Annotated in this window: 23 protein-coding genes; 9 read left to right on the top strand and 14 right to left on the bottom strand. The window is 42.2% G+C overall.

Annotated features, from left to right (window positions below; all coding sequences use genetic code 11):
* Window positions 1-74 precede the first annotated feature (74 nt).
* Complete coding sequence (gene plsB / locus DYI81_RS09555; protein WP_106984021.1) at window positions 75-2,642, top strand: glycerol-3-phosphate 1-O-acyltransferase PlsB; 2,568 nt, start codon at window positions 75-77, stop codon at window positions 2,640-2,642.
* Between the two features lie 151 nt (window positions 2,643-2,793).
* Here the strand turns inward: plsB and DYI81_RS09550 are convergent, their stop codons facing one another.
* Together DYI81_RS09550 and DYI81_RS09545 are read right to left on the bottom strand one after the other, a co-directional pair.
* Complete coding sequence (locus DYI81_RS09550; RefSeq protein WP_117007432.1) at window positions 2,794-3,525, bottom strand: hypothetical protein; 732 nt, start codon at window positions 3,523-3,525, stop codon at window positions 2,794-2,796.
* Window positions 3,526-3,666: 141 nt separating this feature from the next.
* Window positions 3,667-4,440 (bottom strand): NAD(P)H-binding protein, encoded by a 774-nt coding sequence (locus DYI81_RS09545; RefSeq protein ID WP_117007431.1) that lies wholly within the window; start codon window positions 4,438-4,440, stop codon window positions 3,667-3,669.
* A 50-nt stretch (window positions 4,441-4,490) separates the two neighbouring features.
* Here DYI81_RS09545 and recG point away from each other — a divergent pair, with 50 nt between their 5' ends.
* The gene (recG, locus tag DYI81_RS09540) at window positions 4,491-6,536 is read left to right on the top strand and encodes an ATP-dependent DNA helicase RecG (RefSeq protein WP_117007430.1); all 2,046 of its coding nucleotides are present in this window, start codon (window positions 4,491-4,493) and stop codon (window positions 6,534-6,536) included.
* Window positions 6,529-7,176 (top strand): phosphoribosyltransferase family protein, encoded by a 648-nt coding sequence (locus tag DYI81_RS09535; protein ID WP_117007463.1) that lies wholly within the window; start codon window positions 6,529-6,531, stop codon window positions 7,174-7,176. The genes recG and DYI81_RS09535 overlap by 8 nt, the downstream gene beginning before the upstream one ends.
* Window positions 7,177-7,209: 33 nt before the next feature.
* Here the strand turns inward: DYI81_RS09535 and DYI81_RS09530 are convergent, their stop codons facing one another.
* Together DYI81_RS09530 and DYI81_RS09525 are read right to left on the bottom strand one after the other, a co-directional pair.
* Window positions 7,210-7,605, bottom strand: a complete 396-nt coding sequence (locus DYI81_RS09530; protein ID WP_106984017.1) for an NUDIX domain-containing protein — start codon at window positions 7,603-7,605, stop codon at window positions 7,210-7,212.
* A 1-nt stretch (window position 7,606) separates the two neighbouring features.
* The gene (locus DYI81_RS09525; RefSeq protein WP_117007429.1) at window positions 7,607-8,203 is read right to left on the bottom strand and encodes a TIGR00730 family Rossman fold protein; all 597 of its coding nucleotides are present in this window, start codon (window positions 8,201-8,203) and stop codon (window positions 7,607-7,609) included.
* A 154-nt stretch (window positions 8,204-8,357) separates the two neighbouring features.
* Here DYI81_RS09525 and DYI81_RS09520 point away from each other — a divergent pair, with 154 nt between their 5' ends.
* Window positions 8,358-9,371 (top strand): CorA family divalent cation transporter, encoded by a 1,014-nt coding sequence (locus tag DYI81_RS09520; RefSeq protein WP_106984015.1) that lies wholly within the window; start codon window positions 8,358-8,360, stop codon window positions 9,369-9,371.
* Window positions 9,372-9,505: 134 nt separating this feature from the next.
* Here DYI81_RS09520 and DYI81_RS09515 read toward each other — a convergent pair whose 3' ends face one another.
* From DYI81_RS09515 to dxs, 9 genes are all read right to left on the bottom strand, one after another.
* Window positions 9,506-9,793 carry an STAS domain-containing protein gene (locus tag DYI81_RS09515; RefSeq protein ID WP_106984014.1) on the bottom strand — a complete coding sequence of 96 codons (288 nt, stop codon included), beginning with the start codon at window positions 9,791-9,793 and terminating at the stop codon, window positions 9,506-9,508.
* A gap of 11 nt (window positions 9,794-9,804) precedes the next feature.
* Window positions 9,805-10,440, bottom strand: coding sequence for an ABC transporter substrate-binding protein (locus DYI81_RS09510; protein ID WP_106984013.1), 636 nt, complete (start codon window positions 10,438-10,440; stop codon window positions 9,805-9,807).
* Window positions 10,441-10,459: 19 nt separating this feature from the next.
* Entirely contained in the window at window positions 10,460-11,122 is a 663-nt protein-coding gene (locus DYI81_RS09505; protein ID WP_117007428.1) for an outer membrane lipid asymmetry maintenance protein MlaD, read from the bottom strand.
* Window positions 11,122-11,901 (bottom strand): lipid asymmetry maintenance ABC transporter permease subunit MlaE, encoded by a 780-nt coding sequence (mlaE, locus tag DYI81_RS09500; RefSeq protein ID WP_106984011.1) that lies wholly within the window; start codon window positions 11,899-11,901, stop codon window positions 11,122-11,124. The genes DYI81_RS09505 and mlaE overlap by 1 nt, the downstream gene beginning before the upstream one ends.
* Complete coding sequence (locus DYI81_RS09495; RefSeq protein WP_117007427.1) at window positions 11,898-12,716, bottom strand: ABC transporter ATP-binding protein; 819 nt, start codon at window positions 12,714-12,716, stop codon at window positions 11,898-11,900. Before DYI81_RS09495 ends, mlaE begins: the two co-directional genes overlap by 4 nt.
* Window positions 12,717-13,095: 379 nt before the next feature.
* Window positions 13,096-14,949, bottom strand: a complete 1,854-nt coding sequence (locus tag DYI81_RS09490; protein ID WP_117007426.1) for a DEAD/DEAH box helicase — start codon at window positions 14,947-14,949, stop codon at window positions 13,096-13,098.
* 398 nt (window positions 14,950-15,347) lie between these two features.
* Window positions 15,348-15,911, bottom strand: coding sequence for a shikimate kinase (locus DYI81_RS09485; RefSeq protein WP_117007425.1), 564 nt, complete (start codon window positions 15,909-15,911; stop codon window positions 15,348-15,350).
* A gap of 163 nt (window positions 15,912-16,074) precedes the next feature.
* Window positions 16,075-16,905, bottom strand: coding sequence for an inositol monophosphatase family protein (locus tag DYI81_RS09480; protein ID WP_106984007.1), 831 nt, complete (start codon window positions 16,903-16,905; stop codon window positions 16,075-16,077).
* Between the two features lie 129 nt (window positions 16,906-17,034).
* Window positions 17,035-18,927 (bottom strand): 1-deoxy-D-xylulose-5-phosphate synthase, encoded by a 1,893-nt coding sequence (gene dxs / locus DYI81_RS09475; RefSeq protein WP_106984006.1) that lies wholly within the window; start codon window positions 18,925-18,927, stop codon window positions 17,035-17,037.
* 311 nt (window positions 18,928-19,238) lie between these two features.
* Here dxs and ribA point away from each other — a divergent pair, with 311 nt between their 5' ends.
* A complete protein-coding gene (gene ribA, locus DYI81_RS09470) occupies window positions 19,239-19,841 on the top strand; it encodes a GTP cyclohydrolase II (protein WP_106984005.1) in 603 nt (200 codons plus the stop codon).
* 38 nt (window positions 19,842-19,879) lie between these two features.
* On the top strand, window positions 19,880-20,350 hold the full coding sequence (locus tag DYI81_RS09465) for a DUF4844 domain-containing protein (protein WP_117007424.1): 471 nt from the start codon (window positions 19,880-19,882) through the stop codon (window positions 20,348-20,350).
* 117 nt (window positions 20,351-20,467) lie between these two features.
* Here DYI81_RS09465 and hemN read toward each other — a convergent pair whose 3' ends face one another.
* Window positions 20,468-21,838: an oxygen-independent coproporphyrinogen III oxidase gene (gene hemN / locus DYI81_RS09460; protein ID WP_117007423.1), complete on the bottom strand. Its 1,371-nt coding sequence runs from the start codon at window positions 21,836-21,838 to the stop codon at window positions 20,468-20,470.
* A gap of 246 nt (window positions 21,839-22,084) precedes the next feature.
* On the opposite strand from hemN, the gene hemF reads away from it, so the two are divergent.
* From hemF to aroE, 3 genes are all read left to right on the top strand, one after another.
* Window positions 22,085-23,026 (top strand): oxygen-dependent coproporphyrinogen oxidase, encoded by a 942-nt coding sequence (gene hemF / locus DYI81_RS09455; RefSeq protein ID WP_117007422.1) that lies wholly within the window; start codon window positions 22,085-22,087, stop codon window positions 23,024-23,026.
* Window positions 23,027-23,396: 370 nt separating this feature from the next.
* On the top strand, window positions 23,397-23,603 hold the full coding sequence (locus tag DYI81_RS09450; RefSeq protein ID WP_106984002.1) for a hypothetical protein: 207 nt from the start codon (window positions 23,397-23,399) through the stop codon (window positions 23,601-23,603).
* A 133-nt stretch (window positions 23,604-23,736) separates the two neighbouring features.
* Window positions 23,737-24,525 carry a shikimate dehydrogenase gene (gene aroE, locus DYI81_RS09445; protein WP_106984001.1) on the top strand — a complete coding sequence of 263 codons (789 nt, stop codon included), beginning with the start codon at window positions 23,737-23,739 and terminating at the stop codon, window positions 24,523-24,525.
* Window positions 24,526-24,930 lie beyond the last annotated feature (405 nt).

Below are 24,930 nucleotides of genomic sequence, written 5' to 3'. Positions count from 1 at the left end.
TTTTTCGCTAAAATTATGCAAAAATTGTATCCCCCGAAATTTAATCGGGCTGGTTCATTCAAGTAGGAGTCTTTATGTCCAAGCCTGGCTTTGGTCAAATGTATCGTAAGCTTTCAAGTAAGCTTCTTGACCTCGTGGTAACACCACACGTTCTTGGCGAAGTGCCTACTGAACCCGCGATCGCAGAAACATCAGATACCCCGCAATCTAAAAAGATTGTCTGCTACGTATTACAAACACACTCACGTAGTAATGCCTTGGTGGTCGATGGTGAAACCCGTCGTTTAAAATTACATGCCGCGCTCGACCCGCTCAATGTAGGGACACATACTGAAAAAGCCTCAGTATTATTTTTGCAACATCGCGATGAAAATAATTTACTTAACCCACCGCCACATGCTTTTCCACCGCGCCTTTTGCGCTTAGTCGAAGCCTTAGAAAAACAACCTGATTTAGATATTGAATTTGTTCCTGTCACTTTGCTTTGGGGACGCGATCCAGAAAAAGAAGATTCTTGGTTAAAGCTTTTATTTACAGACACGTGGTCTACACCAAGCCGTGTTAAGCAGCTCATGAATATTGGCTTGCATGGACGTCAAACTTATATCGAATTCCATGAGCCACAATCACTACGTGCGCTGATCGATTATGCGAAAACCACGCATCCAAACCTTTCACCAGCCACTTATATCTTAAGCACACTAAATGACTATCTTGATGGTCAACGTGAAGTCGTTTTAGGCCCAGATTTATCTGACCGTCGCAATGTCATGCACGGTCTCATCAAAGCCCCTGATGTGCAAGATGCGATTCGCCGTGAAAGTATTCGTGGCAAAATTAGTATGGTCGAAGCTGAGCGTCGTGCGATTGGTTATTTAAATGAAATCGTGTCCGATTATTCTCACTCAACGGTGCGTTTTGCAGATATTGCATTAACACGTTTGTGGACACAGTTGTATGACGGTGTAGAAGTACATAACTTCAGTACCGTACGTGAATTGGCTAAGGACTATGAAATTGTCTATACACCATGTCACCGCAGTCATATTGACTACCTATTACTGTCTTATGTGATTTACAAACGCGGGATGATGGTGCCGTACATCGCTGCCGGTGATAACTTAAATATGCCATTTGTCGGCCAAATTCTACGTGGCGGTGGCGCATTCTTTATCCGTCGTAGCTTCCGTGGCAATGGCTTATACACCACTGTGTTTAAAGAATATTTATACAGCATTTTGTCGCGTAATACGCCTCTCGAATACTTTATTGAAGGTGGTCGTTCGCGTACTGGCCGTCTGTTACCGCCAAAAACGGGTATGTTGGCAATGACGGTACACAGCCATCTGCGTAATCCTGCAAAACCGATTGTGTTCCTGCCAACTTATATTGGCTATGAACGCTTAATGGAAGGCGCAACCTACGTTGGCGAAATGAACGGTAAGCCAAAAGAAGGCGAATCAATCCTCGGTATTGTTAAAACTTTACGTAAAATTGAACGTATTTTCGGCAAGGTGCATGTGAACTTTGGCGAGCCTGTTTTCCTCAATGATGTTCTAAAACAGCATGGCGTAGACAATGTCAAAATTGAAAAAAATGACGATGCGATGCCACCAGAAGTTTCAGAAGCTGTGACAAGCTCAGCACATGCGATTTTGGAAAACATCAACCGTGCTGCAGTAATCAATCCTGTGTCTTTGCTGTCTCTGATTTTACTAGCTACTGTAAAACATACGCTGGACGAAGAAATTTGTATTAATCAGCTTGATACCTACCGCAACCTGCTCACTGCCCTGCCGTATGATTCGCGTATGCAAGTGACACCGTTGTCAGGTAAAGAAATTATTGCTTACGGCTTAAAGCTTAAACTGATCAAACGCGTGAAGCATGTCTTGGGTGACATTATTGCCATTGAAGATGGTCAAGCCGTGTTACTGACCTATTTCCGCAATAACATTTTACATGCATTCATTTTGCCTTCACTGATTGCGGCAATGGTTGAACATAACGGCACCATCCGCCGTGGCGACTTAATCAATGTGATCCGTACTTTATATCCATTCTTAAAAGCTGAACTGTTTTTAAAATGGAAAGATGAAGAGCTGAAAGATCAGATTTGTGCTTATGCTGAAGCATTGATTCAAGCCAAGCTCATTTCTGAAGACGCCGAAGGCAACTTAGTTTCACCTGCGCCAAACAGTGAACATCACAATCAATTGGTGGTGTTGGCTGCACCTGTGATGCAGAGCCTTGAACGTTATTACATGACCTTGGCTTTAATCACCCAGCGTGGTTCAGGCAATATTTCTACGCGTCAGGTTGAAGAACTGAGCCATTTGGTTGGTCAGCGTCTATCTGTGCTGTATGAGTTCAACTCACCAGAATTCTTTGATAAAGCCTTATTCCAAAGCTTTATTAAGGTACTGACACAGCAAGGCTACATCAGTACCAATGAAGACAATGCGATTGTGTTTGATGAAAACTTCCAAAATGTTGCTCAGTACGCCAACCTTGTATTGGATGATGTGACCTTGCAAATGTTGCAACACATTACGACATTCAGCGATGATGAACTGAAAGAAGCACTGGATAAAGTCGTTGCGGAACAGGCGAAGAAACGCTTGAAGCGCAAGAAGAAGTAAATCCTTATAGCTCCTTCTCCCTTTGGGAGAAGGTTGGGATGAGGGGTGAGTTTTAAGACTTGCCCCTTTTTATTTACTTCGAAGAAAATGGATATTTCTGTTTTGGGCTTACATATGCATTTAGTATAAGAGGTCTTATGTTAAATGAATGTTACTTCCAAAATAAAATTTTCTCAAAAAAGCTTTTTTTCTGTTTATTTACAATTAACTGATTCTCAGTAATATCACCATAACCTAGAGTAATTTTGTTCTCTAAGTCATAAAAATCATTAATCAAATCAAAACCTAGATATTTATTTGATAAGTCACTTAGCAACTGTCTAGCTAAATGGTTGGTGGAATTATTTATAGAGCCAACATAATAAAATTTGTAATAATTCTCCCACTCTTCAATGTCATCCAAGGAAAAGTTTGGATCAGTTATAATTTCTTCCTTCCATTCATCATCTTCTTGATATTCATGTTCATAAGCTATTGATGCATTAAGCCATTCTTTTTCAAAGTCTTGAGGTTCACCATCCTGATAAAAAGCCTGATCTTCAGACTCAGAAACTCGCCTAACCTCTATATTATTTTTAAATATCAAATAACTGGCTACATTAAAACTATCTACACATTCAAAAAATATTACCCAATCATTCAATGAAGATTTTTTAAGCCTTTCACTCCATAAACCCTTATCTTGATAAGCAGAGAAGAAAAAGCTGTAATTATGAATAATGACCACGTTATCTTTAATTAACTCTAATTCAATAGTTTCATTTGCTTTCAAATTAGGGGCTAAAATTTCAAAGCATTTTTCAGTCCAATTGTTAACTAAGTCAACTAATTCGTCTAGATCACCTTTGAATGGAAACACCATCCCACCAGATCTATAACCCATAATTATTAATTTATTTTGATTAAAAATTTATCTTATCAAAAATTATGATTTACTAAAAACCCATTTAACACACGTTACACAAACTATTAATTTCACATAAATATCAAAACATTAAGATAAAAAACCTAATATTAAGCATACTTAAGAATCCTCATACTCCAACTGAAAGCCCGCTGATTTCATCCTGTCCGCATAAATCCGCTTCCCTGTTACCCTATCACTTTCCAAAACCAACTCAGGCAGATTCAACTCACGTTGAATATTTAAAATTTTCTGATGCAAAGGTTGTGGCATATTATTGGTACAAATATATGATTTTTCAGCATGTTCCACGTGAAGCATAAATACCAAGAAACGCGCTAAATCATCAATGTGAATCCGGTTGGACCAGTGAATATTTGGATAGCTTTTTGTTGTCTCTGCCAGCTTCTGCATTCGTGCAGATGCACCGCTATAAATCCCACTCGGGCGGATAATCACGCACTGCGCAGGAAAAGCAGTTTGATATAGTTGCTCCATCTCCAGCAGCAGCCTGCCCTGCGCATCTATAGGGTTTGGCAAGGTTTCATCATCCACACGCTCACCGGCATTTTCGCCATAGACCCGAGTAGAAGACACGACAACGATGCGTTGAATCGGATGCCCTTTTAAAGCTTGAACAATGGACTGAACCGTATCGACATAGGTCTGCTGATAAGCTTCCACAGTAGACGCATTGGGCGATAGCAATACATACACTGCATCTATAGGCGCGATACCGCTTAAATTCAAATGATGTACATCCTGAATCAGATGATTGGCATATTCATCCGTTTTCGGGCTTTGGCTGATTGTGGTAATTTGGTGGCCCTGCTCAAATAACAGTTTTGTAGCGCGCTGAGATGTTTTACCATAACCTATAAATAAAATATGCATTTAGCACCTAATCACAGACTTAACATCTGTCCAAAACAGACTGAGGGGAAATGGCTGCCGTTCATCAACTGCAAGGCGTAGGAAACGCTGCTGCCGCATTGCTTGAAAAACTGAATATTTTCACCACCGACGACTTACTGTTTCATTTGCCGCGTGACTATGAAGACCGCAGCACTATTATACCCATGAATCAGCTGACCGTTGGACGCAGCTATTTGCTCGAAGGCATTGTCAAAGGTGTCGACTTTCCGCCGGGTAAACGCAAATCGATGGCTGTACAACTGGACGATGATACAGGCAAAGTCACCTTACGTTTTTACCATATTTATAAAGGCATTACTGACCGTGCCAAATTGGGCGCCCGCCTGCGCATTTTTGGTGAAGTACGTGTCGGTGCACGCGGACTGGAAATGTATCATCCTGAGCTGCAGCTAATCACTGAACACACGCCGCTGCCACAAACACAGCTCACTGCCATTTACCCAGCAACTGATGGACTCACCCAGCCTAAACTGCGTGAATTTGTGAAGCAAGCTTTAGAAAGCCACAGCGATGACCTACCTGAACTGCTGCCGCAAAAATTCACCAATGGCTATGCGCTGAAACAAGCACTGGACTATATTCACCATCCGCCTGTAAATGCCAATATGCTGCAGCTGACACAAGGCTCACACCCTGCGCAGCAGCGTTTGATTTTTGAAGAATTGGTCGCGCATCAAGTCAGCCTGCTGACCCGCCGTGCTTATGTTCAGCAAATTGAAGCACCCTCATTCAGTCCAAGTAAAACTTTTGCTAAAGCCCTGCTTGGCAGCCTTCCCTTTGAAATGACTGGCGCGCAAAAGCGGGTTTCAAAAGAAATCGCCAAAGATTTAAAACAAAACAAGCCCATGCTACGTTTAGTTCAAGGTGATGTTGGCGCGGGTAAAACACTGGTTGCAGGCGTGGCTGCCTGTCATGCCTTAGAAGAAGGCTGGCAAGTGGCACTGATGGCACCGACTGAAATTTTGGCAGAACAGCATTATCTAAATTTTAAAAAATGGTTTGAGCCTTTGGGCTTAACTGTTTCTTGGCTTTCAGGCAAGCAAAAAGGCAAAGCCCGCACTGCCGCCGAGCAAAGCATACAAGACGGCAGCGCCAACTTAGTGGTCGGAACCCATGCGCTGTTTCAGGACAATGTCGCTTTTGCCAAATTGGGCTTAGTGATTATTGATGAACAGCACCGCTTTGGGGTCGATCAACGCTTGGCACTGCGTAATAAAGGCTTAAATGGCATGACACCACATCAGCTGGTGATGACGGCCACACCTATTCCCCGCACACTGGCCATGTCGGCTTATGGTGATTTGGACACTTCGGTGATTGATGAACTGCCGCCCGGCCGTACACCAATTCAAACCGTGACTATACCGCTGGACCGCCGTGAAGAAGTGCTACAACGCATTGCCACCAATTGCGCCGAAGGCAAACAGGCCTATTGGGTCTGCACGCTGGTAGAACAGTCGGAAACATTAGATGCGCAAGCTGCAGAAGCCACTTTTGCCGAAATTAAAGAACGCTTCCCCGAGCTGAATATCGGACTGGTACACGGTAAAATGAAAGCCGATGAAAAGCAGGCTGTGATGCAGCAGTTTAAGGACAATGAACTACAATTGCTGATTGCCACCACGGTCATTGAAGTGGGTGTGGATGTACCGAATGCCTCGATTATGGTGATTGAAAATGCAGAGCGTCTAGGCTTATCTCAGCTGCATCAGCTGCGTGGCCGTGTGGGGCGTGGCGCTAAAGCCAGCTTCTGCGCCCTGCTGTATAAAAACCCACTGTCGCAAAATGGGCAGGAACGCTTACGTATCATGCGTGAAACCAATGACGGTTTTATCATTGCTGAAAAAGATTTGGAAATACGTGGCCCAGGTGAACTGCTTGGCACCAAACAAACAGGCGATATGGGCTTCCGTGTAGCCAAATTAGAGCGCGATGATCATCTGCTGAATCAAGCGCATTATGCTGCGCAGCAAATATTAAAAGAACATCCTAAAAATGCAGAAGCCTTGCTGAAACGCTGGCTGCCTGAAGCACCACGCTATGCCTATGTATAACCCTAAATCTAATTCCATACTCCAGCAATTGACAGGGCTGTTTCGAAGCTTCCAGCCCTGTCAACTTTGCCATGCAGATACCCAACATTGGCATCAGGTCTGTGAGGATTGTTGGAAATCTTTACCTTGGCAAAGGCAAACCATAAAGCGCCAAGGCCTACAAATCATGACACCATGTCGTTACGACTATCCACTCGATCGCATTATTCAACAGTATAAATATCAACAACAACTACAATTTCAACCACTCCTTTCAGGCTTACTCTGCTCGCTCAAACTACCCAAAAAAGTACAGGCGATTGTTCCTATGCCCATATCAACGAAACGCCTAGAAGAACGTGGTTTTAATCAGTCCTTGCTGATTGCACAAGATCTGGCAAAACACTTGGATGTACCCATTTGGCAACCTGTCACACGTTTAAAACAACACGCACAAAAAGGCTTAAGTCGTTTAGAACGTATGAGTGATATTCAACAACAATTTCAATTAACGCCACCAAATGCAGTGCGCTATCGCAATGTTCTGATTGTCGATGATGTGGTCACTACGGGCAGTTCTATTCAAGCCCTACACAATTGCCTAATCGAATTGGGGTGCCAGCAGGTACATGTCACCTGCTTAGCCGTTGCAGAAATTTAAGCGTCTTACTTACCACAAAACTCATCTAACTGCTTAAGAAACCAATTGCTGCTTAATCCAAGGAATAATGATTTCTGTGGTCAATGGTGCCAGTGCTATGTCTTGATCATCTAAATCCACCCAACGCATTTCCGCAATTTCTGCATGTACCGTTGGAATCTGATCTAAGGTCACATGATATACATAGCTCACCAGTTGATGATCAGGTTCATTGGCTGTTGCAGTTTCAAAGCGCCCAAGATAATGCTGAATTTTAGCCTGACAGCCAATTTCTTCTGCAATTTCGCGCACAATGGTTTGTTCTGGATGCTCATTCGGTTCTAGCTTGCCACCCACCTGCATAAAGCAGGCAGTATTTTTCTTACGCACCACCAACATTTGCTGTTGTTCATTTAGCACAATGCCCGCAGCAACAGTAATCACTTTCATCTTAATGTTTCACCAAATCTTGTTGATCTGCCGCCATTCCCCATTTAGGTTGTGGCGCCGTATAGTGCATAAACTGCGTTAAAATATCTTCTACTTGATCGGATACCACCAAAGCATCTGCAAAACGGGTTTGCGTAAAACCTTTTTCCACTGTGAGCTGAATAAACTTAATTAAGTCCGTATAAAAATCATCAATATTTAAAAATGCGCAAGGTTTTAAGTGAATTCCCAATTGTGCCCAAGTCCACTGTTCAAAAATTTCTTCCAAGGTACCAGCACCACCAGGAATCGCAATAAAACCATCGGAGAGTTCCGACATTTTGGTCTTACGTTCATGCATATTTTGCACCACATGTAACTCTGTCAAATGTGGATGTGCGAGTTCACGGTCCACCAATTGCTTCGGAATCACGCCAATAACTTTACCGCCCGCCTGTAATACGCTGTCTGCAACGATGCCCATGAGACCTGAACGCCCTCCACCATATACCAAAGTGATCTGATGTTTTGCTAAGCATTGCCCGACTTGAATGGCGATTTGCTCATAAACAGGGTCCGTACCTAAAGCTGAACCACAAAAAATTGCTATAGAATTCATCATCTCTCACCCTGTTATTGAATTGTCATGCTTGGAATCTAAACTTCGTTCAGATTTTTTAATAAAATAATCATTCGAGCAGTGTATTTCTAAGCATCCTTGTCTAAAATACACGCATTCATTTTTACATACTGCGCAAGGGAGAAAAGACGGCATGCTGGAAGCCTTTTACGCCACAGAGCGCGGTAGTTTAGAAGATACCACTGTCAATGGTGACTTCGATCTACATCAAGATTTGGTCTGGCTTGACCTCATTGCTCCATCTCAAGAAGAACAGCAATGGATCATGGATGCCTATGATCAAAATATGCCTACGCTTAAATCGCTAGAAGACATTTCCTCATCTGCACGATTCTACCGTGATGATGATGGCATTTTGCATATCAGTACGTATTTTTTAACGAAAAATAAAAACTTTCAGGTCGATGGCGAAACCGAAGAAAACTCCAGTATTTTAGCAACCGTGCAGACCGTTGCTTTCATTCTTCATAAAGAGCGCCTATTTACACTGCGCGGTGAAAAACTGGTGGCCTTCCGTGCTTTTCGTGCACGGGCGCGTCGTAATGACTATGAAATTGATTATAAAGATCCAACTTGGATTTTATTGGGCTTGCTGGAAGCCAAACTCGATGAGCTTGCGGATATCTTAGAAGATATCCACAAGGACTTGGAAAAATACTCCACAGAAGTGCTAAACAATCGTCACCGTGAAATGATTTTAGATTTAGATGACATGATCACGCGCTTGGCACAATTAGAAGACATGCTTGGTAAAGCACAGCTGTGTCTTATTGACTTACGTCGTGTCCTCACCTTCTTATCTCGTCCACGTGCGCTTGGTAGCCATATTTACGACGCAGATATTCGAGAACTGAGTGAAGATGTACGCTCATTGGTAGAACATGATGCCTTCTTATTCCAAAAAGTACGCTTCTTGCTCGACACAACTTCAGGCTTCATTAATACCGAACAGAACGATACCATTCGTCGATTCTCGATTTTACCAAGTATGCTTGCGCCTCCTATGCTGGTGGCCAGCATTTACGGCATGAATACCGATGTGCTCCCTTTCGCACATGGAACAACCAGCTTTATCGTGGTCAGCTTAATTTTAATTGCCTTCTTGATTGGCCCACTCATTTACTTCCGCTGGAAAAAATGGATTTAAGCACGCCTTGGCGCATTGCTTCAACCTGAAATACACAGCATGCTACAGATGAAATCACGATTTATCTGTAGCCCACAAAAAAGCGCCCTTAGGCGCTTTTTTTTATGAAGATCACTTTTAAATCACGATAGAATTTAAATAAGTTTCAAATCATGCTCTAAATGACAAGCTTGAATAATCTTCATCATTTTTTCAGGAACAGCTTTAAAGACTAGACCTTCTGCATTTGGTGTTTGTCTTAGCCAGCGAACCAATACCGCCAATGCTAAAGTACTACCATGCTCCAAAGCAGATAAATTCACTGTCATTGGATATTGTTGCTGTGTCTGAATAACTTTCAGCCCTTGAGCGTAATACTGTTCAGCATTACGATAATCAATTTTCCCAGTTACATGCAACTCTTGCGCAGTGAATTCAATCATCTTAAACCTGCTTATTTTTTCTTTTCAACAGCAGCTTCAGCATCAGGCTTGAAGTTCGCAATTGATTTATCCAAGTTACCGCCATTACGTTTTACAGTTGCCGCAAACTGATTACGGAATTGCAAGCCTAGGTCGATACCTGAAACGTTGATATTACGAATTTTCCATTGGCTACCTTTGTCAGCCAATTGGAACGATACTGGAATTTTTTCGCCATTGTTAATGAAGTCGATGGTCACAACAGGATTGGTTGGATTTGTCGACTTAAATGGACGCATGGTGTAGCTTTGGTTGCTGTATTTTGCAAAAGCAGAACCATAGTTTTCAATGAGCGTTTCACGGAAATTCTTTTCGAACTGAGCACGCTGTGCAGCAGTACTGTTCTGATTCGTTGCATAAGTACCCATCACAATACGTGTAAATGCTTGTGAATCAATATATGGGTCAAGATTTTGACGCACAATTGCTTTTACTGCTGCAGGGTTATTTTGCAGTTTAGATTGGTCCGCTTTCAAACGAGTGATCAACCCATCAGCCACTTTCTTAATAAATGCAGGTGGCGTTTCAGATGGTGCTGCAAAAGCGGTACCTGCAAGCATGGTCGAAAGTATGCTAGCTGTTAAGGTTTGTTTCACCAAAGTATTCACGTGTTTTCTCCTCAAAAAACTATTCTGTAAATGACGGTTCTGCATCTGCCGTAGTATCTGTCTCTTCAGCTTTAGCATCAGATGACTTACCAGCACCACCGGTTACAAATTTGGTAATTAAGTCTTCAATTTCCATCGTGCCCTGTGTGTTCACAATTTGAGAATCACGCTTCAAATAGTTCAAACCACCACCCGGTACAATTTTCAAATATTTCTCACCCAACAGACCGTTGGTTGCAACCATAATATAAGCATCTTCATCAATATTCGTGATGGACTTCATGTTAGCAATAAGTTGCTTTTCCATTTCTTTTTGTTGTGCTGGATCGGCCGCCTCATAATCCGAACTATAACGTAGCTCTTCTAAGGCATCTTTTTGCACTTGCTTTAATTGTTCTGGATTAAACGTTGTTAAGCTACCATCCATCGTAAGATGTACTGTCGCTAAACGCGTCATTGGATCGAGTGTAATTGAATCTACTTGTCCAATTTTAACACCACTCATTGCAACTTTTGCACGGGGTTTAATGCCATTCACATTTTCAAAAACAGCAGTCATTTCATAGCTGTCTTTTAAATTATTGCCCACCAAACCACTCACACGCATGGCCAAGAAAAATAAAGCAATACCAAATAAAATAACAAAAATGCCGACGGCCAGCTCACTCGTACGTGATTTCATTAAATACCTCCGAACATGACCGCAGTCAACACGAAATCAAAACCTAAAACACACAGCGACGAATACACCACTGTACGTGTTGTAGAAGTTGCAATACCTTCAGATGTTGGCTCACAAGCATAGCCTTGATACACCGCAATCCATGTACAAATTAGTGCGAACACAAAACTTTTAATAATTGTGCCGTTTAACACATCTTTAAAAAATTGCACGCTATTTTCGATACCACTCCAGTACGAACCTTCATCCGCACCCAAGAAGTCCACACCGACCAACTTACCGCCCATAATACCAACAGCGGCAAATATGACGGATAACATTGGAAGGCTAATAATGCCTGCCCACAAACGCGGTGAAATCACACGTTTCAAAGGGTCTACACCAATCATTTCCATACTTGATAGCTGTTCAGTGGCTTTCATTAAACCAATTTCAGCAGTTAATGCCGAGCCTGCACGGCCTGCAAACAATAAAGCCGCCACAACAGGTGCAAGTTCTCTTAACAATGTGAGTGCAACTGCAGTCCCCAGCATGGCTTCACTACCAAATGTAGACAAAATGCTATACATCTGTAGGCCCAAGACTGAACCAATAAATAAGCCAGATACAGTAATAATCAGCAGGGACAACACCCCAACACGATACATCTGATAAATAAACAGCTTTACCCCAAGCCATGTGGGCAAAGAGCATAAAATTTGCAACAACATAATAAATGCTGTGCCAATGCCTTGGACACGTTCAATGACGCGTCTACCTAATGCGGCAATTGCATTCATGAACGAACCTCTTGCGACAAATATGGCTGATGGCTAAATTGATAATCGACAGGACCATCGACTGAACCTGTAAGGAATTGACGTACAAAAGGTGAAGCATGTGCTTTCAGCTCAGCGGGAGTCCCCTCACCCTGAACTTTGCCTTCTGCAACCACATAAATATAATCGGCAATCGATAAGGTTTCTGCCACATCATGCGACACAATAATAGTGGTAAGATCCAAAGCTTCACGCAAAGAGCGAATTAAACGGGTTAATACACCCATCACAATTGGGTCTTGGCCTGCAAAGGGCTCATCATACATAATCAGCTCTGGATCAAGCGCAATTGCACGTGCCAATGCCACACGACGATTCATCCCGCCAGAGAGCTCTGCAGGCATAAACTGTTCTGTACCACGTAAACCCACAGATTCAAGCTTCAGAGAAACCAACTCTGATATTAAATGTTCAGGTAACTTCGTATGTGCACGGATTGGAAAGGCCACGTTTTCATATACGGACATATCGGTAAATAATGCACCGCTTTGGAAAAGCATGCCCATACGCGCACGTGCAGCAAATAATTCCTGGCGTGACATTTGGCCAATATTTTTACCATCTAGGAGGACTTCACCTGCATCGGGCACCAACTGACCACCAATAAGACGTAATAAGGTAGTTTTACCCGTACCTGACGGCCCCATAATAGCGGTGATTTGACCACGACGAATGGTTAAGCTGACATTGTCATAAATGACACGCTCTCCTCGCTTAAAACTCAAGTTTTTCACTTCAATGAGTGATTGAGCCTGAAGAGGTGTTTGATTATTCATAGCTGAGCTTATTCCTGCATTTTTTCAGCACGCATACTATAAAGGATTCAAGAACATAATGTTACCTTTCCATGTAACACAAGATGACTAAATTATAGTGTGTTTTTATTTTTTATTTTTTCAAAACTGGCGAAAACAAGGCGTACGAGTTTAAACCCAATGATTATAGACATAATAAACAATATTGCTTAAAAATAAAGCTAAACCGATATAAGGCATAAGCACCTCCAAAGAAGAAGCTTGTAAAAACCGCTTGCTAACATTCAACATAATTATCAAATAGAACAAGAAACATGATCGAGTATACATTTTATCAAAAAAAGGACAAATAAAAACCGGTGAATGGCCGGTTTTTATCTTTATTTCAGACGAAATTCAATTAGTCATTGAATTTGCGACCGCGTTCGCCATCTTCGCGACGTGGACGATCTGAATTAAATTCGCGACGTGGACGGTCATCACCAAAGCTACGTTTTGGACGGTCACCGAAGCCACCTTCACGACGTGCTGGACGATCACCAAAATCACGTTTTGGACGGTCACCGAAAGAACCTTCACGACGTGGTTTGTAATCTACGCGATTGCCACGGTTGTCATCATTCGAGTCAAAACGTGGTTTATCGTTGAAGCCACCTTCGCGACGTGGACGATCATTGTTGAATTCACGACGTGGACGGTCTTCGAAACCACCTTCACGGCGTGGACGATCGTTGTTAAATTCGCGACGTGGACGGTCTTCGAAACCACCTTCACGGCGTGGACGATCGTTGTTGAATTCACGACGTGGACGGTCTTCGAAACCACCTTCACGGCGTGGACGATCGTTGTTAAATTCGCGACGTGGACGGTCTTCGAAACCACCTTCACGGCGTGGACGATCGTTGTTGAATTCGCGACGTGGACGGTCTTCACCACCGAATGAACGGCGTTCGCCATCACGGCCACCTTCACGACGTTTGAAGTTGCTTTCGCCTTCAAAACGACGACCGCCACCAAAACCGCCACGACCACCGCGACCACCGTCACGACGACCACGACCGCCATCACGGCTACCGCGTGCAGGAGGTGGAGATGGCTCAAGGCCTTCAATTTCAGAAACTTCTAAACGTGCATCTAGGTAATCTTCTAAAGCACGGATTTTACCGCGTTCACGGTAAGTTGCTAAAGTGATTGCTTTACCAGTACGGCCCGCACGACCTGTACGACCAATACGGTGTACATAGTCTTCGTTCTTCATTGGAAGACCAAAGTTAATTACGTGAGAGATTGTTGGTACGTCAAGACCACGTGCTGCAACGTCAGTTGCAACTAAGATTTTTGCACGACCTTCACGGATGCTACGTAAACGACGGTTACGTACAGTTTGTGGCATAGCACCGTGAAGCGCTACAACTGAGTGACCTGCTTCAGCAAGTTCTTCAGCCAACATATCTGTGTCTTCTTGAGTAGAAGCGAATACAACTGCTTGATCAAGATCTTCTTCGCTCAACCAGTGAGTAAGAAGTTTTTTCTTGTGCTCAAAACCATCAGTCCAGTGTAAAGTCTGAGTGATGTCTGTATTTGTTGTATGACCTGTTTCAATTGCAATACGTTCAGGTTCATTCATCATGCGTTCAGCAAGTGTAATGATACGTGGTGCAAAAGTTGCAGAGAACATTAATGTTTGTTTACGGTTCGCAGCCAAATCACTGATTGCTTCTAGGTCTTCAGAGAAACCAAGATCAAGCATACGGTCAGCTTCATCGACAATTAACGCGTCAACTTTATCTAATTTAATTTGACGACGGTTTACCAAGTCAAGTAAACGACCTGGAGTCGCAACAACAACTTGCGCGCCTTTTAATTGTTGGATTTGTTTACCAAAAGGCATACCACCCATAATTGCAGCAATACGAACACCTTTCATGTGACGTACGAATGCAATTGCGTCTTGACTCACTTGTTGAGCCAACTCACGCGTTGGACATAAAACCAAAATATTAGGTTGAGTAATCGCTTTCATACGTTCTTTAAACGGTACGAAAGTATCTTGGTCAGCTAATGCATTTAAAGTTGGGAGTAAGAATGCAGCTGTTTTACCAGAACCTGTTTGGCTTGATACTAAAAGGTCTTTACCTTCTAAAGCCGCAGGAATTGATTGCTCTTGTACAGGAGTTGGCGCAGTAAAACCTAAGCTTTGTAGAGCTTGTTGCAGGGACTCGTGTAGAGGAAATTCAGCAAAAGTTTTGCTCATAGAGTTTTTCACCCGAAAAATGGGTGCTCCATTAAAATAAAGTCAATTGGACATCGGCAAAAAGCGGTACAGCAATAAACGCTGACAATCTAAGATTCAGCGGCGATCCGAGTAACGACGATGTGATATAACGCACGCATGATTACGGCTAAACCTGAAGGAATCGCTAAAGCGATTGGGGCGCGAGATATCGTCCTCTCTTTGGACCGCACGCGCATACACAATGATTTGAAGAGAAATGTTCAGGTAATGAACGAAAATAAGTGCGTGGGCGGATTATATCAGAATAATTTTAAAAGTCATCCTTTTTAGTCAACTTGAAACAACAAATTCAAAAAACATATATTTATTTGCTGTCTAGCATGCAAAAATTTGACTGATAGATACTCCATACTTTATTAAAGTACTCCTTTATTCAACCCTTTAGGCGCCGCGAGAAGTGTCATTAAAAAATTAACAATATTTTCTGGTGTATCGTGGGTAATGACCCGTGTACACGCGAAAGAAGCATATTGATCAAAACGCTGTGAAATTTTTAAGCATTCTTTTTCAGGATCTGCCTGAAGATATGCTCTGTTTAATTGCCTCTGCACAATAAGATCAATACATTGTTTTTTATCTAATGATGGTAAAAATACATAGGTCTGTGCTTCAGCTAACAGTTGATGCTTAATGGTCTTATATTCTGCATCCTGATCTAGTGCATAGGTCATAAACCCAGATGAACACACTAAAATGACAGATTGTTCTGGCTGAATTGATCTTCGCAGTTGTTGATACAAAGTGATATTACGGCGTGCATAGGCCAAATAGCCGTGCTGTTGAATATATAAAGAGATATCCCCTTCCATTTTTAGGAAATATTCATCCAAATCTATACAGACAGCCCCTATTTTAGGAGCAAGTTGCTTTGCGATCGTTGTTTTGCCTGCACCGCCAGGCCCAATAAACTGAATTAACATATTCTGCACTCTAGTTGGAGATGGGCTATTCAAACACCTGCTCAAGCTCTGTCATTTTTTATTTCTTAGATTTATTATTTTTATCAGTCTAAATATAAGCCCAATAAAAAACCCTCATCAATGAGGGTTTTTTTAAACTCGAACTACAGATAAGTTGAATAACTTATTTAGCAGCTTCGCCCCAAGCAGGAACTACAGCTTGCATTAATGGTTTTAACATTTTCATAGAACATGCGATCACTTGACCGTTTTCCATAGAATCTGAACCGCCACGTGCATCTACTACAGTACCGCCCGCTTCTTTCACAATCAGCTCACCTGCAGCGATATCCCAAGGCTTTAAGCCAAGTTCAAAGTAGCCATCTAAACGGCCAGCAGCCACATAAGCTAAATCAAGGGCAGCAGAACCGGCACGGCGGTATTGAGCACCTGCTTCAGTTACATTTAATAATGAATCGAAGTGATTTTTTGCATAAGACACTACTTCACCATTACGGACTTTACGGTAAGCATGGCCTACACCCATAAAGGTATTTTCTAAGCTGTCTTTTACATTTACACGAATACGGCGTTGGTTCAACATTGCGCCACGACCACGGCTTGCAGAGAATAACTCATCTTTTACAGGGTCATAAATAACACCGTGTTGAGTTACACCTTTATGTTGAACAGCAATAGATACACAGAAATGTGGGAAACCATTAATAAAGTTTAAAGTGCCATCAAGTGGGTCAATAATCCAACACCAATCAGCGTCATGACCTTTACCTTCTTGAAGACCAAACTCTTCACCTAGGAAGCTGTGGTTTTTATAGCTTTTACGAAGCGTGTCGATAGTCAACTGCTCAATGTAGCGATCAACACGTGTTACAGGACCGTCGATGCCTTTTTCTTCAACTTGCAAATCGAGTTTATGACGATTTTGATGCGCTTTTAAAAGCTCTTGACCAACTAATTGAGCCGCACGCGCAGCCATCACCACCATAGGTTCCATTGAACACCCACTACAAATTTGAAGACACTGATAAAGAATAATGCATAAAAGCCCGTACATTTTAGCAAATATACGGGCTTTTAGGCAAAAAATGTTTCTAAACGTATTTAAAAAAATAAATTCAGCGATTTAAACGAGTTTCGACCACGCACGTTGTACTGATTTTTCAATACCTTCGGCATCAAGGCCAGCTAATTGCAACATTTGTCCATGTGAGGCTTGATGTAAAAATTCATCTGCCAAACCTAAGTTCAATGTTGGTTTCACAATACCTGCCTTCGCGAGATATTCATTCACTGCACTACCCGCACCCGCCATTACAGCATGCTCTTCAACCGTCACAAATAAAGCCGTGCTATCTGCAAGACGATCCAACAATGCTTCATCTAATGGTTTCACATAACGCATATTGACGATACGAACCGCTAAACCTTGTGTTGCTAAGGCTTGTGCAGCTTCAAAAGCAGGCTGTACACGACTACCAAACGCTAAGATTGAAATGCTTGGGCCTGCCGCCTCATTAAAGCTTGCTAAAACTTCTGCTTCGCCAATGTTCATGGCCTGAAGTTCGCTTTGGATACTCACCCCTAAACCATTACCACGTGGGTAACGTACTGCTGTTGGGCCTGGATATAAATATGCCGTATGAAGCATTTGGCGACATTCATTTTCATCTTTTGGCGCCATGATCACCATATTCGGAATGGTACGCATATAAGCGTAGTCATAGGCACCCGCATGGGTTGGGCCATCCTCGCCCACCAAACCTGCACGGTCAATCCCAAAAGTCACATCAAGGTTTTGTAATGCAACATCATGGATAAGCTGGTCATAACCACGTTGTAAGAAGGTGGAATAAATCGCGACAACAGGTTTTAAACCTTCACATGCCATACCTGCAGCCAAAGTGACCGCATGTTGTTCTGCAATAGCGACATCAAAATAACGCTGTGGAAAATCTTGGGCAAATTTTACCATGCCGGAACCTTCACACATGGCCGGTGTAATTGCGATTAAGCGCTCATCTTGTGCCGCTTCATCACATAGCCACTGACCAAATACATCTGAATATTTTGGCGCAGTTGTAGACGATGCGGGTGCGTTAAGTTTACTAATCGCATGATATTTGATTTGATCCGCTTCTGCTGGTGCAAAACCTTTGCCCTTTTTGGTATAGACATGTACCAAACGTGGACCTTTGCGCTTTTTCACTGCTTCAAAAACTTGAGTCAGTTGCACAACATCATGGCCATCAAAAGGGCCAAAATAATCAAAACCAATGGCTTTAAATAGATTGTCCGCCGCATCTGTGGCTGCGCTGTGTAAACGTGAGTTATAAGTCCATTCAGGATGAGGCTGTAGATAAGCCTCGCCCTGTTCGGTGATATTGACTGACTCACCTTTGCCCCAAATGGCTGCCAAGTGTTTGGCAAAACCACCTGTGCTACATGAAATCGACATATCGTTGTCATTCAATACAACAATTAAATCTGCATCATGTGCAACTGCATCGTTCATGGCTTCAAAGGCCATACCCGCAGTCATTGCGCCATCCCCTACAATAGCAACAACTTCACAAGGATCTTTTTGGTAACGGCGTGCCAATGACATGCCTAAACCTGCAGAAATTGCCGTTGAAGAATGGCCTACGCCAAATGTGTCGTACTCTGACTCTTCACGCGCAGGAAAGGCCGCTAAGCCATCTTTAGCACGAATAGTAACGAGTTGTTCACGGCGCCCTGTTAGCGCTTTATGTGGATAGGCTTGATGCCCCACATCCCAAATCAGGCGATCGCGTGGTGTGTTAAAACAGTAATGCAACGCAACGGTCAATTCAATCACGCCAAGATTTGCGCCAAAGTGTCCGCCGCTTTGTCCTGCTGCATATATAATAAATTGACGTAACTCATCCGCCACTTGTTCGAGCTGCGTGCTTTCAAGCAGACGGAGCTGTTGAGGTAGCTCAATGCTGTCCAGCAGCGATGTAATGGGGCGATGAGACGGTATTTCTGTATACAGCATAATATGGCAAAGCCTTCTAAAGCCTGGCAAATCCTAAGCTAGGTCAAATGGATATTCGATGATTATATCGAATTGTATCACCTTCAATCAGCCATATTTCTAGCGATGCAATTTTAAGTTCAACTCAAAATTGGGTGTTATGTTTAAGTGTAGGAGATTATCCTGAATAATCTGACTATTTATCAACTATTATCGTTCTCTTTATGCAAAAAAAGAAAATGTTCTGCACAAAATCGTAACTGCAATTCTACCAATGTCCAAGCATTACGCTATACTTTAAACAATTTACAATCAATTATTCGGGTTTGACTGTGCCTATAGAATTTGTCGCGACTTCCAGATTACCGACCGCTTTTGGTGAATTTAAAATTTCAGTATTTCAAGACCCACACACCGGCGAAGAACATGTCGCACTCTCTAAAGGCTTAGAAACCGCACCAACGGGTGCTGTTTTAGTTCGCATTCATTCAGAATGTTTAACAGGTGATGCCTTTGCATCACTCAAGTGTGACTGTGGTCCACAACTACAAGCAACACAACAACTGATTAATGATGCAGGTCAAGGCGTAATTTTATATTTACGTCAGGAAGGTCGCGGTATTGGTCTTACCAATAAAATCCGTGCTTATGCCCTACAAGATCAAGGTCATGACACTGTAGATGCAAACCTTATGTTGAATTTACCTGCGGATGCACGTACTTACGATATGTGTAGCATTATGCTGGCGCATTTACAGGTCAACGAAGTCCGCCTCATTACCAATAATCCGTTAAAACTTAAAGCATTAACAGACCTCGGCATTAATGTGGTAGACCGTGTTCCGCTTACAGTGGGTTTAAATAAATTCAATGAAGAATATTTAAAAACCAAACATGATCGGATGTCGCACATGTACGATAAAGATGATTTTTAAATAAAAGCATGAATTAAGAATAATCGGAGATTGAACACATGAAGCTAACCACGATTCTATTTGTGTTCAGTCTCTTCTTATTTGCCAACGTGTGTAAAGCCGATCTAGCACCAGCAAATGCCCAAAACACGCAAGCACCCACCATTCAAAAACTACAACAATTTCAGACGAACAATCGTTTTGCTTATGGCAGCGCTTCTGATGCAACATTACAAGAGCACATTTTAAAAAATCACATTAATCAATCTATTGAAAGTACACGACAAGCATTTATCCGTCTCTATCAAAGCAATAGCCAACCAAGTAAACAACAGTTATTACACATCTTATCCAATGGGATTAACCAAATAGATCCAAACAGTTTATATACTGATGATCGCGAGCAAGTTGCGACTATTTTTGAAAATTTTTTAGATGTTATTGGCTTAGAAAGTTCAGACGGAATACTCAACACATGGATATATGGCAAAGAAATTACTGACCTGATTACCAAACCTAAAATGCAATGACGACAAATCGATGTGAAGCATCCATTTTTTACTCGGCAATATTTTTCTTTTGCTAAACACATCTCCCTCTCTGCAATCAGAACGGGAGACTTAGCAATCTTCTCTCCAAAGTGAAAATCAAATCGTCATCGAGAATATCTGAGTTTCAGGTTTTCTTCGTTTTAAATGTAAATCAAACGCCATACAAATATTTCTTACGAAGGGCTTACCTTGCTCCGTAATCACAATTTGATCCTGTTCTATCTGCAATAAGCCATCTTGCTCCATCTCTACCAGTTGCTGAATGACATCTTCCCGTTCAGGAAAATCCATCGTCTGGTCAGCCCATGAGGTTTGAAACGCACACATTAAATTCAAAATATGCTTACGAATTTTTAAATCTTCCGCACTCAACACATGGCCTTTCACCACTGGAATTTGATGATTTTCCAGACATGCATAATATGCATCTATATTCTTTTCATTTTGTGCAAAGCTATACCAACTGTCGCTGATCGAAGATACCCCCAAGCCAATCATGACTTGTGTTTTAGATGCGGTATAGCCCATAAAATTACGGTGTAAAGCCTGCGCCTGAAACGCCTGATACATTGGATCGGTGCTTAATGCAAAATGATCCATACCAATTTCATGGTAACCATGCGCCAATAATGCTTTTTTGCCCTCTTCATAGCACTGACGTTTCATTTCATCCTTAGGCACATCAGCATCTTTAAAACCGCGTTGCCCATTGCCTTTAATCCATGGCACATGCGCATAACTATAAAATGCCAAACGGTCTGGCATTAAGCGTGTGGTCTGCTCAATGGTATTCAATACATCTTCGAGCTGTTGAAAAGGCAAGCCAAAAACCAAGTCATGGGAAATTGAGCTATAGCCAATCTCTCTTGCCCAAGTGGTCGCACGCTCTACATGGGCAAAGGGTTGGATACGGTGAATCGCTTTTTGTACATTTTCATTGTAGTCCTGTACCCCGTAGCTAACACGACGAAAGCCCACATCATATAGTGCTTGTAAGTGCTCACGCGTAGTATTGTTGGGGTGACCTTCAAAACTAAATTCATGCTCAGGTGCTACATCTGAATCGGCTAAAATCCCTTGAATTAACTGTGTTAAATGTTCAGGAGCAAAAAACGTAGGCGTCCCACCGCCCAAATGAATTTCTTTAATGACAGGTCGTTCGACCAATAATTGGCGGTACAGCGCCCACTCTCTGAGCACCGCCTGAATATAAGGCTGTTCAACTTCATGCTTTTTTGTGACTTTCTTATGGCAACCACAGAAGGTACACAAGCTTTCACAAAATGGCAGATGAATGTATAAACTGATGCCTTCAGTTGCATTGGATGCATCAAAGGATTGTTTTAGTGTGTGTTTCCATGCCTCTGATGAAAATGAAGTTTCATCCCAATAAGGTACGGTTGGATAACTGGTATAGCGTGGCCCGGGCACATTATATTTTTGGATGAGTGATGTTGCCTGTTGCATATCCACAGCCTTAACAAAAAACGAAATTGCATTTAATGCTATTTTGCTTGGCTTATCAGGTGAATTCAACCTAGCCATTTAGTCGGAATAAGCCAGCAGAGCTTCATACAAAATGCCCTTCCGACGACTTAAATTTTGACCTACTTTCAGTTTTTCCGATGCTCAAGATTGGCAAAAAAACCTTAAGTTTTTAGACATTTTATGTTTTGATATTCCTAGTCATTATATAAATCAATGAGAGTGGCAATGTCACATCCAACTTCAGCGGATATACAACGTGTCCGAGATTTCCTTTGCGATTTGCAAGCCCGCATTTGTACGGCACTAGAGCAACAAGAACATGCTGGTGGTGGCCAAGCCGAGTTTGTTATTGATGATTGGCAACGTCCTGAAGGTGGTGGTGGTCGATCCCGTGTGCTGCAAAATGGAACCGTGATTGAAAAAGGCGGTGTGATGTTCTCCCACATCCAGATCTCTAAGCTCCCTGCCTCGGCAACAGAGCGTCACCCACAAATTGCAGGTGCGAAAGCACAAGCGATGGGCGTATCACTGGTCATTCATCCGAAAAATCCAAATGTACCCACCTCGCATGCCAATGTTCGATTATTTGTCGCCGAAAAAGAAGGCCAAGACCCAATTTGGTGGTTTGGTGGTGGTTTTGACTTAACGCCTTTTTATCCTAATGAACAAGATGTCCTGAGCTGGCATCAAACAGCCCACGACTTGTGTGCACCATTTGGCGATAACGTTTATGCCGAACATAAACAGTGGTGTGATGATTACTTCTACTTAAAGCATCGCGATGAACAGCGTGGTGTAGGTGGCTTGTTCTTTGATGATTTGAATCAATGGGACTTTGAGACATGCTTTAAATACATGCAAGCTGTGGGTAATGGCTACCTTGAAGCGATTTTACCCATCTTTGAACGTAACCGTGACAAGCCATACAGCGAAGCACAGCGAGACTTCCAACTGTACCGTCGTGGACGCTATGTCGAATATAACTTAGTGTATGACCGAGGCACCTTGTTTGGCTTACAAACGGGTGGGCGCATTGAGTCCATCTTGGTCAGCATGCCTCCACTGGCAGGTTGGTCGTACCGTCCAGAATGGGATGCAAATTCTGCTGAGAAAAAACTCACAGACTATTATTTAAAACCACAAGACTGGTTAAACACGCTGAAATAAGTTTTTGTATCCCCGTCTGCTTTAAATACAATCAAGCCTCCAACTCTTGGAGGCTTTTTTACATGGACTGAAAATCCATTGCCAAACTGAGCGCTTAACATAGACATCAAAGATCAGCTTCAATTTGAGCTCCCGACTCCCCCTTACTTATTTACCTTTGATGTACACAATATAGACTCAACGTTGGCAGTCCTTGCGATTAACCTACATCTATTATCGTCGAGTGCTGTACTATGAATGCTCAAGTCATCATCATGACTTTAGAGTGTTGAAGATCTATCCTGATGAAATATGCCTCATCATCAAAATGATATTGTCATGATTGCAATCTATGATCTTCTCCTCCTACAGATCAAACGCAGGAAATAGCATGAATATCATCAAAACCCATTCCACACTATTCAGCTTTTGGGGATTTATCGTCCTTATGCTTACAGCTATCAGTATCGCGCTTTTTTCTGAAAGCCAGTTTAATGATCAATTTGCTTATAGCACGATGCCGATCGCATTGATTGGGATTCTTTTGAGCGCTTCTTTTTTAGCTATTGATGCCATATTTGAGCTTTGCAACTCTTAAATACAGCAAAAATTACCCAATAACAGAATGAAGAATCACAAGGCAAAGCTTGGGCTGAAATTTTGATTAAAGCTTTAGACTGACGCATAATTGCCGTATATTGATGCACATTTCTCCACATGGATTTTGTGCGATGAGCAAGCAATTTGCCGTGATCGGCCATCCAATTGAACAATCTCGTTCTCCAGAACTGCACCATGCCTTTGCCCAAAAAATGGGTATCGACCTCAATTATGCGAAACGCCTTGCACCACTCGATGGCTTTGATGCCAGCATGCAAGATTTTTTCGCACAAGGCGGGCTTGGGATGAATGTGACTGTTCCATTTAAAGAACAAGCTTTTAATGCCTGCACGGTGCTTACTGAGCGTGCAAAAATTGCCAAAGCTGTAAATACCCTTTGGATGCAGAATGGTCAATTACATGGTGACAATACCGACGGCCAAGGGCTGGTCGAAGCCATCCTTGCCTTAGGGTGGAACTTAGCACAAAGTCGTATTTTAATTATTGGTGCAGGTGGCGCAACGCGTGGCGTGATCTACCCACTTGTTCAAGCGGGTGCGCAAAAAATTGTGATTGCAAACCGTACCTTGGCACGTGCCGAACAACTGGTTGCAGATCTAAAAGATGCAGTCCCAAATACTGAACTCAGTGCGGTTGAATTGCATGACTTAGATGGCGATTTTGATCTGGTCATCAATGCAACGTCTGCAAGCCTTTCTGGCGATGCGCTGGTTTTGCCTGAAACTTTACAATTTAAATATGCGTATGAAATGGCATACGGCAAAGCATCAAGCTTTTTGGATCAAGCCAAAGCGCGTGGTGTGCCGACATCTGAAGGTTTTGGTATGTTGGTCGGACAAGCGATTGAATCCTTCCGCATTTGGCATGGCGTCAAACCAAACTTAAAAGATTTTCTGTAATTTAGGCTTTTCCTAATATCAAAAAAATGCGCTATTGCCCTGTGATTTATGCAGGTGCAATGGCGCATATTTGTTGGGCCGTGGGGCATTTACACAATTTTTCCCATGCAGTCATTTTGATCATAATGACAAAAATAAAATGAGTTCATGCTATCTTCATTCAAAACTTTAAATACCCATACACAGTCAGCATATAATTAAATATACATCTGTTTTATATTGTTTTATCTCATTAAAAATAATCATTAATTCAATATTTTTTGAATTTTTGTTGTATTTAAACCAACAATTGTATTGCAAAAATATTTCAGCAATTCGCATTTCTGACAGTTTGATCAGTCTATGCTATCAATGTAATTTAATCATTATTGTGAATAATCAAATCATCGAACCAGATAATCCAAA

Source organism: Acinetobacter sp. SWAC5 (assembly GCF_003419885.1).
Classification (GTDB): domain Bacteria; phylum Pseudomonadota; class Gammaproteobacteria; order Pseudomonadales; family Moraxellaceae; genus Acinetobacter; species Acinetobacter cumulans.
Note: the sequence above shows the minus strand (reverse complement) of the source record. Positions and strands in the feature narration are given on the sequence as shown.